Consider the following 12,406-nt stretch of genomic DNA (forward strand, 5'->3'; position numbering starts at 1 on the left):
TAAGTAAATCCATTGGAAAACGGACATTAAAAAGGGAGGTATACCCTTGTTAGATGTAAATAATTTTGAATTCATGAAAATAGGTTTAGCTTCACCTGAAAAGATTCGTTCTTGGTCATATGGCGAGGTTAAAAAACCAGAAACCATTAACTACCGTACATTAAAGCCTGAAAAAGATGGTTTATTCTGTGAACGTATCTTTGGACCACAAAAGGACTGGGAATGTCATTGTGGAAAATATAAGCGAGTACGTTACAAAGGTGTTGTTTGTGACCGTTGTGGTGTTGAAGTAACAAAATCAAAAGTACGTCGTGAGCGTATGGGTCATATTGAATTAGCGGCTCCAGTTTCTCACATTTGGTATTTCAAAGGGATTCCTAGCCGTATGGGTCTTGTTTTAGACATGTCCCCACGTGCTTTAGAAGAAGTCATTTATTTTGCAGCTTATATCGTAACAGAACCAGGTAATACACCATTAGAGAAAAAACAACTTCTTTCTGAAAAAGAATTCCGTGCATATTACGAAAAATATGGTAATACATTCAAAGCACAAATGGGTGCAGAAGCGATCCGTAAACTTCTTCAAGATATCGATCTTGATAAAGAAGTAGATGCACTAAAAGAAGAATTAAAAACTGCTCAAGGACAACGTAGAACTAGAGCAATCAAACGTTTAGAAGTGCTAGAAGCATTCCGTAATTCTGGTAATGATACATCTTGGATGATCTTAGATGTTCTTCCGGTTATCCCACCAGAAATTAGACCAATGGTACAGTTAGATGGTGGCCGTTTCGCTACTTCTGACTTAAACGATTTATATCGTCGTGTTATAAACCGTAACAATCGTCTAAAACGTCTATTAGACCTAGGTGCTCCTAGTATTATTGTTCAAAATGAAAAGCGTATGCTACAAGAAGCTGTAGATGCTTTAATTGATAATGGTCGCCGCGGACGTCCTGTTACAGGACCAGGTAACCGTCCATTGAAATCTCTTTCTCATATGCTTAAAGGTAAGCAAGGTCGTTTCCGTCAAAACTTACTAGGTAAACGTGTAGACTATTCTGGTCGTTCTGTTATCGTAGTAGGTCCAAACCTTAAAATGTACCAATGTGGTTTACCGAAAGAAATGGCGTTAGAACTGTTTAAGCCTTTCATTATGAAAGAGTTAGTAGAGCGCGGTATCGCACATAATATAAAATCTGCAAAACGTAAGATTGAACGTGTTCACCAAGATGTTTGGGGAGTTCTTGAAGACGTTATTAAGGAGCATCCGGTATTACTAAACCGTGCCCCTACGCTTCACAGACTTGGTATTCAAGCATTTGAACCGACACTAGTAGAAGGTCGTGCAATTCGTCTTCACCCTCTAGTATGTACAGCATATAATGCTGACTTTGATGGTGACCAAATGGCGGTTCACGTACCACTTTCAGCAGAAGCACAAGCGGAAGCTCGTTTACTAATGCTTGCTGCACAAAACATTTTAAACCCTAAAGATGGTAAACCAGTTGTTACACCATCTCAGGATATGGTATTAGGTAACTACTACCTAACGTTAGAACGTGAAAATGCAGTAGGTGAAGGTACAGTATTTACTGGTGTTGACGAGGCTAGAATCGCTTATCAAAATGGTTATGTTCATTTGCACACACGTGTTGCCGTTCAAGCTTCAAGCTTAAACAATAAAACATTCACAGCAGAACAGAATAACCAATTATTAATTACCACAGTTGGTAAATTAATATTTAATGAAATTTTACCTGACTCGTTCCCATACATTAACGAACCAACAAGAACAAATCTAGAGGAACGTACTCCGGAAATGTACTTTGTTGAAAAAGGAACAAATGTTAAAGAAGAGATTCAAAAGCGCGAACTTATTAAGCCGTTCAAGAAAGGCTTCTTAGGTGACATTATCGCTGAAGTCTTCAAACGCTTTAAAATTACGGAAACATCTAAAATGCTTGACCGCATGAAAGATCTTGGATTCAGCATGTCAACTACAGCAGGTATGACAGTTGGTATTTCCGATATCGTGGTATTACCTGAAAAAGAAGAAATTCTAGTTGAAGCGCAGAAGAAAGTAGATAACGTGATGAAGCAATTCCGTCGTGGTTTAATCACAGAGGAAGAGCGTTATGATCGTGTTATTGCTATTTGGACGCAAGCGAAAGATAATATCCAAAATAAACTAATGGAATCACTAGATAACCGTAACCCAATCTTTATGATGAGTGACTCTGGTGCCCGTGGTAACGCATCTAACTTTACACAGTTAGCGGGTATGCGTGGTCTAATGGCCAACCCAGCTGGTCGTATTATCGAGTTACCGATTAAATCTAGCTTCCGTGAAGGTTTAACTGTATTAGAGTATTTCATTTCTACCCACGGTGCGCGTAAAGGTCTTGCCGATACAGCACTGAAAACAGCTGACTCTGGTTACTTAACTCGTCGTCTTGTTGATGTGGCTCAAGATGTTATCGTTCGTGAAACAGATTGTGGAACAGACAGAGGTTTACCAGTAACTGCATTAACGGATGGAAACGAAGTAATTGAACCGTTATTTGACCGTTTAGTAGGTCGTACTGCATTTGAAGAAATTGTGCACCCTGAAACGAACGAAGTTATTGTAGAGTATGATAAAGTAATTTCTGAAGATCAGGCGAAACAGATTGTAGAAGCAGGAATTGAAAAAGTAACAATCCGTACCGTATTCACATGTAATACGAAACACGGCGTATGTAAAAAATGTTATGGTCGTAACTTAGCAACTGGTTCTGAAGTAGAAGTAGGAGAAGCAGTTGGTATTATCGCCGCTCAATCTATCGGTGAGCCAGGAACTCAGTTAACCATGCGTACATTCCACACTGGTGGGGTAGCAGGGGACGATATCACACAAGGTTTACCACGTATTCAAGAATTGTTTGAAGCGCGTAACCCTAAAGGGCAAGCGATCATTAGTGAAGTTCATGGTACTGTACTAGAAATTCACGAAGTTAAAGACAAACAAGAGATTGTAATACAAGGTGATGTAGAGCAACGTTCATATGCTGTGCCATATAATGCTCGCTTGAAAGTATCTGTTGGGGATGAAGTTATTGCTGGTCAAGAACTTACAGAAGGTTCAGTCGATCCGAAAGAACTTATCCGTGTTCAAGGTGTAGCTGGCGTTCAAGATTACTTGTTACGTGAAGTGCAACGTGTATATCGCATGCAAGGTGTAGAAATTGGTGATAAGCACGTTGAGGTAATGGTTCGTCAAATGCTTCGCAAAGTTCGTGTACTGGATGCTGGGGATACAGATGTATTACCAGGATCATTACTTGAATTACATCAATTCAAAGAAGCGAACCGCAAAGTGTTAATTGAAGGTAACCAACCTGCAGTAGGAAGACCTGTATTACTAGGTATCACAAAAGCTTCCCTAGAAACAGATTCATTCTTATCTGCTGCATCATTCCAAGAAACAACAAGAGTTCTAACCGACGCAGCCATCAAAGGAAAACGCGACGAACTATTAGGACTTAAAGAAAACGTAATAATCGGTAAGCTAGTACCAGCCGGAACAGGCATGCAACGCTACCGCAAAATCCAACTACCACAAGTAGAACAAGAAGAAACAACAGAAGAACTAGAACAACCAGTTCAGTAATAATTGGAAAATTTATGAGTTGTTTGTTTCTAGATATATTTTTGGTAAGTAAATAATGTCATTGCTCTGAGCGGCGAGAATACACGGAGACTCCTGCGGGAAGATAGGCATAGGTGAGACCCGAGAGATGCACCTGCGTCTGCAAGTAATGCTACGCAGCGGGCTTCCTCGGTGCAAGGCTGCGAAGAAGATTATTCAAGTAGCAGCCTGGCTCACCAGCCGCCCACGGCAAAGAAGACACTGCGAGGTCCTTTCGAGCAGATGTCGCACTTGTACTGGAAGTGAAAGCGTAGTGTATTCTCGCCGCGAACATGGCAAGAAATATTATCTTAGAAAACTAGCTGTAAAAAACATCAGGAAGCACCAAAAAATATTAGAAATCTAGTTGACATTAAAACACTAGGATGATACTATATTCAAGGTGCTTCCGATTTATACTTGATACTTTGGAGGATATACACATGTCTTATGAAAAAGTAACCCAAGTAAAGTCACACACAATTATCGGTGTAAAGCAAACACTTAAAGCCATGAAAAATGGCCAAGTGAAACAAGTGTATATAGCCGAAGATGCTGATCGGTTCGTTACACTAAAAGTAGAAGAATTAGCTAAGACGCTAGACATTGAAGTCGAGCGTGTTGATTCCAAGAAAAAGCTAGGAGCCGCATGTGGTATTGATGTAGGCGCATCTACGGTAGCAATCAAGAAGTAAAAATAGTTTTGGCAAGAGATTCTCTTGTGAAAGCTTTGTTTTTTGCCCTAAGATGAACCGCCTGGATGTGTGGGATTACAAAACAGGTGTTAACTAGCTATTTACTAACAAAAGAACAGAAGGGAGGACAACATAATGCCTACAATTAACCAACTTGTCCGCAAAGGTCGCGTAAGCAAACCTAAGAAATCTAACTCACCAGCACTTAACAAAGGGTACAACAGTTTCAAAAAGTCTCTAACTGATGAAAACTCTCCACAAAAACGTGGTGTTTGTACTCGTGTTGGTACACTAACTCCTAAAAAACCGAACTCAGCTTTACGTAAATATGCTCGTGTTCGTTTATCAAACAACATGGAGGTAACTGCATACATTCCTGGTATTGGTCACAACCTACAGGAACACAGTGTAGTATTAATCCGTGGAGGACGTGTAAAAGACTTACCTGGGGTACGTTACCACATCGTTCGTGGTGCACTTGATACTGCTGGAGTAGACGGTCGTATGCAAGGTCGCTCTAAATACGGTACAAAACGCCCTAAAGAGAAAAAGTAATACAAAAGGTTTAACATCATGATATAGGAAAGGAGGGGGACATATGCCACGTAAAGGACCAGTACCTAAGCGCGATGTCTTGCCAGATCCAATTTATAAATCAAAACTAGTAACTCGTTTAATCAACCAAATTATGGTGGACGGAAAACGAGGCATTGCTCAAAAGATTCTTTATAACGCTTTTGAACTAGTTGAACAACGCAGCGGACAAAATCCGATGGAAGTATTTGAGCAAGCTATGAAAAACGTTATGCCTGTACTTGAAGTACGCGCACGCCGTGTTGGTGGTTCAAACTACCAAGTACCAGTTGAAGTTCGTCCAGAACGTCGTCAAACTTTAGGTTTACGTTACATTGTTAGCTACGCACGTCTACGCGGAGAAAAAACAATGGAAGAACGTTTAGCGAATGAAATTCTAGACGCTTCAAATAATACAGGTGCATCTGTTAAGAAACGCGAAGATATGCACAAAATGGCAGAAGCAAATAAAGCATTTGCTCACTACCGTTGGTAATATAAACAAAAATAAAGGTTTTAACAGGAAGGAGAAGAATACATGGCAAGAGAGTTCTCCTTGGAAAAGACGCGCAATATTGGTATTATGGCACACATTGATGCAGGTAAAACCACTACAACTGAGCGTATTCTTTTCTATACAGGACGCATTCATAAGATTGGTGAAACACACGAAGGTGCTTCACAAATGGACTGGATGGAGCAAGAGCAAGAGCGCGGAATTACAATCACTTCTGCTGCTACAACTGCTCAATGGAAAGGTCATCGTATCAACATCATCGATACACCAGGACACGTAGACTTCACAGTAGAAGTTGAACGTTCATTACGTGTACTTGATGGTGCGGTTACAGTACTGGATGCACAATCTGGAGTTGAGCCTCAAACTGAAACAGTTTGGCGCCAAGCAACAACTTATGGTGTACCACGTATCGTATTTATCAACAAAATGGATAAAACCGGTGCTGACTTCTTATACTCCGTTGGTACATTAAAAGAACGTTTGGGAGCAAACGCTCATCCTGTTCAATACCCAATCGGTGCAGAAGATGAATTCAGCGGAATTATCGACCTAATCGACATGGTAGCTTATTTCTATGAAGATGATTTAGGTACACGTGCAGAAGCAGTTGAAATTCCGGATGAATATAAAGCTAAAGCAGAAGAATTACGAACTAGCCTTCTTGAATCAGTATCTGAACTAGATGAAGAGCTGATGATGAAGTATCTAGAAGGGGAAGAAATCTCCAACGAAGAACTTAAGAAAGCAATTCGTAATGCTACAATAGCTGTAGAATTCTATCCAGTATTTTGTGGATCTGCGTTTAAAAACAAAGGTGTTCAATTAATGCTTGATGGTGTTATTGATTACCTACCAGCTCCAACTGATGTACCTCCTATCGAAGGTACTCTACCGGATACAGATGAAAAAGTTACAAGAGAATCATCGGATGAAGCACCATTTGCTGCTCTAGCATTTAAAGTTATGACTGACCCGTTTGTTGGTAAGTTAACATTCTTCCGTGTTTACTCTGGTACACTTGATTCTGGTTCTTATGTTCGCAACTCTGTTAAAGACAAGCGCGAACGTGTAGGACGTATCCTACAAATGCACGCAAACTCTCGTGAAGAGATTCCGACAGTATATGCTGGGGAAATTGCTGCAGCAGTAGGATTGAAAGATACTACAACTGGTGATACTTTATGTGACGAAAAGAATCTTGTCATCTTAGAATCTATGGAGTTCCCAGAGCCAGTTATCTCGGTTGCTATTGAGCCAAAAACTAAAGGTGACCAAGATAAAATGAGTATTGCCCTAGGCAAACTTGCTGAAGAAGACCCGACATTCAGAACTGAAACAAACCCTGAGACTGGTCAAACAATCATCTCTGGTATGGGTGAGCTTCACCTAGATATCATTGTTGATCGTATGAGACGCGAATTCAAAGTTGAAGCTAATGTAGGTGCGCCACAGGTAGCATACCGTGAAACGTTCCGTACTGCAGCTGAAGTTGAAGGTAAATTTGTACGTCAGTCTGGTGGACGTGGACAATTCGGTCACGTTTGGATCAAGTTTGAACCAAACGAAGAAGGTGCTGGATTTGAGTTTGAAAACAAAATCGTTGGTGGTGTAGTACCACGTGAATACATCCCTGCTGTTGAACAAGGTGTTAAAGAAGCAATGGAAAATGGTGTATTAGCTGGCTACCCTGTAATCGACATTAAAGCTACTCTATTTGATGGAAGCTACCATGATGTTGACTCTAACGAAATGGCGTTTAAGATTGCTGCATCTATGGCACTTAAAGCTGCTAAGAACAAGTGTAATCCAGTTCTACTTGAACCGATGATGAGAGTTGAAGTTGTTATCCCTGAGGAATACATGGGAGATATCATCGGTGATATCACTTCTCGTCGCGGTCGTATGGAAGGTATGGAAGCGCGCGGACAACAGCAAGTTGTTAAAGGATTCGTACCACTTGCTGAGATGTTTGGTTATGCAACTGCATTACGTTCAAACACACAAGGACGCGGAACATACACTATGCACTTTGATCACTACGAAGAAGTACCTAAGAGTGTTTCTGAAGAAATTATCAAGAAAAATTCAGGACAATAATTGATTTTTTTAGAATTCTAAAGTATAACTTTTATTGTAGGCTAAGAAATAGCACTAGTGGTTATTTCTTGGCTCCAACATATACTTAAAAAATCTTTCATTTATTTTAAGGAGGAAATATATAATGGCTAAAGAAAAATTCGACCGCTCCAAAAGTCACGTAAACATTGGAACAATTGGACACGTTGACCATGGTAAAACTACATTAACTGCTGCAATTACAACTGTAATGGCTAAAAGAAGTGGTAAAGGTACTGCAATGGCATATGATCAAATCGACGGTGCACCTGAAGAAAAAGAACGTGGAATCACAATCGCGACTTCTCACGTTGAATATGAAACTGACACTCGTCACTATGCACACGTAGACTGCCCAGGACACGCTGACTATGTTAAAAACATGATCACTGGTGCTGCACAAATGGACGGAGCTATCTTAGTAGTATCTGCTGCTGACGGCCCAATGCCACAAACTCGTGAGCACATCCTACTTTCTCGTAACGTAGGTGTACCAACTATCGTTGTATTCTTAAACAAAGTTGATATGGTTGATGACGAAGAATTACTAGAACTAGTTGAAATGGAAGTTCGTGATTTATTATCTGAATATGACTTCCCTGGTGACGATGTACCAGTAATCAAAGGTTCTGCTCTTAAAGCACTTGAAGGAGACGAAAAATACGAAGAAGCAATCGTTGAATTAATGAACGCTGTTGATGAGTATGTTCCAACTCCAGAACGTGACACTGACAAACCATTCATGATGCCAGTTGAGGATGTATTCTCAATCACTGGTCGTGGTACTGTTGCAACTGGTCGTGTAGAACGCGGTCAAGTTAAAGTTGGAGACGAAGTTGAAATCATTGGTCTTCAAGAAGAATCAGGCAAAACTACTGTAACAGGTGTTGAAATGTTCCGTAAGCTTCTTGACTATGCTGAAGCTGGTGATAACATTGGTGCACTACTTCGTGGTGTTGCTCGTGAAGATATCAACCGTGGTCAAGTACTTGCAAAGCCAGGTACAATCACTCCACACACAAACTTCAAAGCTGAAGTATACGTATTATCAAAAGAAGAAGGTGGACGTCACACTCCATTCTTCTCAAACTATCGCCCACAGTTCTACTTCCGTACAACTGACGTAACTGGTGTAATCAACTTACCAGAAGGCGTAGAAATGGTAATGCCTGGAGATAACATCGAAATGGATGTTGAACTAATCTCTCCAATCGCTATCGAAGAAGGAACTCGTTTCTCAATTCGTGAAGGTGGACGTACTGTAGGATCAGGCGTTGTATCTTCAATCAGCAAATAATTAAATGATAAATTAAAACAGGTAACCGATAATGGTTGCCTGTTTTTTGTTTTCTTACTCAAGGAGTAGATCGTATTAGCTAAATTGTTGTGAGTTTAAACCTGATTTGTAGAACTTCAACTGAAATATGAGACATCAACCAATCTCCATCTCTACCAAACACCCAAACTTTCCCAACATGAAATCACCCTACAACCCTTGCAATCACTAACATTAGCAAGTATAATACATAGATGTGCAACAAATTAGTTTTTCAACTAAAAAAGGGTTGCAAAGACCAATCATATTCTATATAATAAGAATGTTGGTCGTTTCAGGCGATGATGTGGAAGGTTGTTGGCACACCCGGCCCCTTTGCCATGGGCGGTGGCTAAGAAATTTTCACGGAGTATGTCTATAATAATATGGGCGAAAAGGAGGGAAAATAATGGCAAAAGAGAAAATTAGAATCCGTTTAAAAGCTTATGATCATCGTATTTTAGATCAGTCTGCTGAAAAAATCGTAGATACTGCGAAACGTTCTGGAGCAAAAGTTTCTGGTCCGATTCCATTACCTACTGAGAAAGCTGTTTACACAATCTTACGTGCAGTTCATAAATACAAAGACTCACGTGAGCAATTCGAGATGCGTACACATAAACGTCTTATCGATATCGTAAACCCAACACCGCAAACAGTGGATTCACTAATGCGTCTAGACTTACCGTCTGGTGTTGACATTGAAATTAAACTATAAAATTTGTTTTTAAAATAGGAGGTGTAACGGATGACGAAAGGAATCTTAGGTCGAAAAATCGGCATGACACAGTTATTTAATGAAAACGGAGAATTAATTCCGGTAACAGTTGTTCAGGCTGAGCCTAACGTAGTATTACAAAAGAGAACTCTTGAAAACGACGGGTATGAAGCGATTCAAATCGGTTTCCAAAATCTTAAGGAATCACGTACAAACAAAGCGGAGAAAGGTCATGCTGAAAAAGCAAACACTGCCCCTAAGCGCTACGTTCGTGAAATCCGTGACGCTAATCTTGATGAGTATGAAGTAGGTCAAGAAGTTAGCGTTGAAATTTTCCAAGCTGGAGAAAAAGTTGATGTAACTGGAACTTCAAAAGGTAAAGGATTCCAGGGTTCAATTAAACGTCATGGTCAATCTCGTGGACCAATGTCCCATGGTTCTCACTATCACAGAGCTCCTGGTTCTATGGGTTCAATTGACGCAATGCGCGTATTCAAAGGCAAAAACTTACCAGGCCACATGGGTCAAGAACAAGTAACGATCCAAAACCTTGAAGTAGTAAGTGTTGACGTTGAACGTAACTTACTATTAATCAAAGGTAATGTGCCAGGTGCGAAAAAATCATTCGTAAAAATCACGAGTGCAGTTAAGGCTAACTAATCATATATACGAAGGGAGGATATGTCATGCCTAAAGTAGCACTATTTAAACAAGATGGTTCACAAGCAGGTGAATTCGAATTAAACGAAGCGGTATTCGGTATTGAGCCAAATACACACGTTTTACACGAAGCGGTAGTAATGCAACGTGCTTCAATGCGTCAAGGTACTCACGCTGTTAAAAATCGTTCTGATGTACGCGGTGGCGGACGCAAACCATGGCGTCAAAAAGGTACAGGTCGTGCACGTCAAGGATCTATTCGCTCACCACAATGGGTTGGCGGTGGAGTCGTTTTCGGACCTACGCCTCGTAGCTACAGCTACAAACTACCTAAGAAAGTTCGTCGTTTAGCACTTAAATCAGCATTATCTTCTAAAGTAAAAGAAGAAAACTTAGTAGTTTTAGAAAATCTAGTATTTGATGCACCTAAAACTAAAGAAGTTGTAAAAATGCTAGGTGCTTTAAACGTAAATGAAAAAGCTTTAATTGTTACTGCTGACACTGATGAGAACGTAGTACGTTCTGCTAATAACCTTCAAGGGGTTAAAGTTCTTACAGTAACACAAGTTAACGTTCTTGATTTGTTAACGCATGACAAGCTGATCCTAACTAAGGAAGCAGCTGAAAAAGCAGGGGAGGTGCTTGCATAATGACTGATGCACGTGATATTATTAAGCGCCCTGTAATCACAGAACACTCTGCAGATCTTATGGCAGAGAAAAAATATACGTTCGAAGTTAGCACGAAAGCTAACAGAACTCAAATCAAAGATGCTGTTGAAGAAATCTTTGGTGTGAAAGTTGAAAAAGTTAACACAATGAATTTAAAAGGTAAATTCAAGCGTATGGGTCGTTACGGAGGTTTCCGCCCAAATCGTAAAAAAGCTATCGTTCAGCTATCTGCTGACAGCAAAGATTTAGACTTCTTTGAAGGCTAAAAGTAAATAAGTGAAGGAGGGAAAACAAGATGGCGATTAAAAAATTCAAACCTACCACTAATGGTAGACGTAATATGTCTGTATCTGATTTCGCAGAGATCACTACAGATCAACCGGAGAAATCCCTATTAGCTCCTCTACCGAAACGCGGTGGACGTAATAACCAAGGGAAATTAACCGTTCGTCATCAAGGTGGCGGTCATAAGCGTCAGTATCGTATCATCGATTTCAAACGTGATAAAGATGGTATTCCAGGTAAAGTTGCGACTATCGAGTACGATCCGAACCGTACCGCTAACATTGCATTAATTAATTACGCTGATGGTGAGAAGCGTTATATTCTTGCACCAAAAGGCTTACAAGTAGGTCAAGTAATTGAATCTGGAGAAGCAGCTGATATTAAAGTGGGTAACGCTTTACCATTAGCAAACATTCCAGTTGGTACTGTAATTCACAATATCGAACTTAAACCAGGTAATGGCGGACAGTTAGCTCGTTCTGCGGGTGCTGAAGCTCAAATCCTTGGTCGTGAAGAAAAATACACTTTAGTGCGTTTAGCTTCTGGTGAAGTTCGCTTAATCCTATCAACTTGCCGCGCAACTGTAGGTCAAGTAGGTAACTTAGAACATGAATTAATTCGTGTTGGTAAAGCAGGTCGCTCTCGTTGGAAAGGTATCCGCCCAACTGTACGTGGATCTGTTATGAACCCTAACGATCACCCACACGGTGGTGGTGAAGGACGTGCGCCAATCGGACGTAAATCACCAATGTCACCTTGGGGCAAACCAACTCTTGGTTATAAGACACGTAAACGTAATAAAGCTTCAGATAAGTATATTGTACGTAAACGTAAAAAATAATCGTAATTTAAGGTGGGAATAACTCCCATCTTCGAACTTCGAAAGGAGGTTTATCCATGGGTCGTAGTTTAAAAAAGGGACCTTTTGCAGATGACCATCTATTGAAAAAAATTGATGAATTAAATGAATCTGACAAAAAACAAGTAATTAAAACTTGGTCACGTCGTTCTACTATATTCCCGACATTTATCGGGCACACTATCGCTGTTTATGATGGACGTAAGCATGTTCCTGTATTCGTTACAGAGGACATGGTTGGACACAAATTAGGTGAATTTGCGCCAACACGTACGTACAAAGGACACGCTAGTGACGATAAGAAAACAAAACGCTAATGAGAGGA

12 protein-coding genes are annotated in these 12,406 nt (G+C 40.3%); all 12 read left to right on the forward strand.

Going from position 1 to position 12,406, the window contains the following annotated elements; genetic code table 11:
- Positions 1-46: 46 nt before the first annotated feature.
- The 12 genes from rpoC to rpsS all read left to right on the forward strand — a co-directional run bounded on the left by rpoC (position 47) and on the right by rpsS (position 12,398).
- Positions 47-3,652 carry a DNA-directed RNA polymerase subunit beta' gene (gene rpoC, locus AB1K81_RS18035; protein WP_412978063.1) on the forward strand — a complete coding sequence of 1,202 codons (3,606 nt, stop codon included), beginning with the start codon at positions 47-49 and terminating at the stop codon, positions 3,650-3,652.
- A 461-nt stretch (positions 3,653-4,113) separates the two neighbouring features.
- A complete protein-coding gene (locus AB1K81_RS18040; protein ID WP_412978064.1) occupies positions 4,114-4,365 on the forward strand; it encodes a ribosomal L7Ae/L30e/S12e/Gadd45 family protein in 252 nt (83 codons plus the stop codon).
- Positions 4,366-4,500: 135 nt separating this feature from the next.
- On the forward strand, positions 4,501-4,920 hold the full coding sequence (rpsL, locus tag AB1K81_RS18045) for a 30S ribosomal protein S12 (RefSeq protein ID WP_186871253.1): 420 nt from the start codon (positions 4,501-4,503) through the stop codon (positions 4,918-4,920).
- A 43-nt stretch (positions 4,921-4,963) separates the two neighbouring features.
- Entirely contained in the window at positions 4,964-5,434 is a 471-nt protein-coding gene (gene rpsG, locus AB1K81_RS18050) for a 30S ribosomal protein S7 (protein ID WP_412978065.1), read from the forward strand.
- 42 nt (positions 5,435-5,476) lie between these two features.
- On the forward strand, positions 5,477-7,555 hold the full coding sequence (gene fusA, locus AB1K81_RS18055; protein WP_412978066.1) for an elongation factor G: 2,079 nt from the start codon (positions 5,477-5,479) through the stop codon (positions 7,553-7,555).
- Positions 7,556-7,679: 124 nt separating this feature from the next.
- Entirely contained in the window at positions 7,680-8,870 is a 1,191-nt protein-coding gene (tuf, locus tag AB1K81_RS18060) for an elongation factor Tu (protein ID WP_412978067.1), read from the forward strand.
- 427 nt (positions 8,871-9,297) lie between these two features.
- Positions 9,298-9,606 carry a 30S ribosomal protein S10 gene (gene rpsJ / locus AB1K81_RS18065; RefSeq protein ID WP_010095771.1) on the forward strand — a complete coding sequence of 103 codons (309 nt, stop codon included), beginning with the start codon at positions 9,298-9,300 and terminating at the stop codon, positions 9,604-9,606.
- Between the two features lie 30 nt (positions 9,607-9,636).
- On the forward strand, positions 9,637-10,266 hold the full coding sequence (gene rplC, locus AB1K81_RS18070) for a 50S ribosomal protein L3 (protein WP_412978068.1): 630 nt from the start codon (positions 9,637-9,639) through the stop codon (positions 10,264-10,266).
- Positions 10,267-10,292: 26 nt separating this feature from the next.
- Positions 10,293-10,916, forward strand: a complete 624-nt coding sequence (gene rplD / locus AB1K81_RS18075; protein ID WP_412978069.1) for a 50S ribosomal protein L4 — start codon at positions 10,293-10,295, stop codon at positions 10,914-10,916.
- On the forward strand, positions 10,916-11,203 hold the full coding sequence (gene rplW / locus AB1K81_RS18080) for a 50S ribosomal protein L23 (protein WP_186871260.1): 288 nt from the start codon (positions 10,916-10,918) through the stop codon (positions 11,201-11,203). The genes rplD and rplW overlap by 1 nt, the downstream gene beginning before the upstream one ends.
- Positions 11,204-11,232: 29 nt before the next feature.
- Entirely contained in the window at positions 11,233-12,063 is an 831-nt protein-coding gene (gene rplB, locus AB1K81_RS18085; protein ID WP_412978070.1) for a 50S ribosomal protein L2, read from the forward strand.
- A gap of 56 nt (positions 12,064-12,119) precedes the next feature.
- Positions 12,120-12,398 (forward strand): 30S ribosomal protein S19, encoded by a 279-nt coding sequence (gene rpsS / locus AB1K81_RS18090; protein ID WP_186871262.1) that lies wholly within the window; start codon positions 12,120-12,122, stop codon positions 12,396-12,398.
- Positions 12,399-12,406: the final 8 nt, after the last annotated feature.

Source organism: Ornithinibacillus jepli, assembly GCF_047228935.1.
Classification (GTDB): domain Bacteria; phylum Bacillota; class Bacilli; order Bacillales; family Amphibacillaceae; genus Ornithinibacillus.

Bases quoted from the DNA above. Each gene is read 5' to 3' on its own strand.
- AB1K81_RS18040 (WP_412978064.1), top strand. From the start codon at position 4,114: ATGTCTTATGAAAAAGTAACCCAAGTAAAGTCACACACAATTATCGGT.
- rpsL (WP_186871253.1), top strand. From the start codon at position 4,501: ATGCCTACAATTAACCAACTTGTCCGCAAAGGTCGCGTAAGCAAACCT.
- rpsG (WP_412978065.1), top strand. From the start codon at position 4,964: ATGCCACGTAAAGGACCAGTACCTAAGCGCGATGTCTTGCCAGATCCA.
- fusA (WP_412978066.1), top strand. From the start codon at position 5,477: ATGGCAAGAGAGTTCTCCTTGGAAAAGACGCGCAATATTGGTATTATG.
- tuf (WP_412978067.1), top strand. From the start codon at position 7,680: ATGGCTAAAGAAAAATTCGACCGCTCCAAAAGTCACGTAAACATTGGA.
- rpsJ (WP_010095771.1), top strand. From the start codon at position 9,298: ATGGCAAAAGAGAAAATTAGAATCCGTTTAAAAGCTTATGATCATCGT.
- rplC (WP_412978068.1), top strand. From the start codon at position 9,637: ATGACGAAAGGAATCTTAGGTCGAAAAATCGGCATGACACAGTTATTT.
- rplD (WP_412978069.1), top strand. From the start codon at position 10,293: ATGCCTAAAGTAGCACTATTTAAACAAGATGGTTCACAAGCAGGTGAA.
- rplW (WP_186871260.1), top strand. From the start codon at position 10,916: ATGACTGATGCACGTGATATTATTAAGCGCCCTGTAATCACAGAACAC.
- rplB (WP_412978070.1), top strand. From the start codon at position 11,233: ATGGCGATTAAAAAATTCAAACCTACCACTAATGGTAGACGTAATATG.
- rpsS (WP_186871262.1), top strand. From the start codon at position 12,120: ATGGGTCGTAGTTTAAAAAAGGGACCTTTTGCAGATGACCATCTATTG.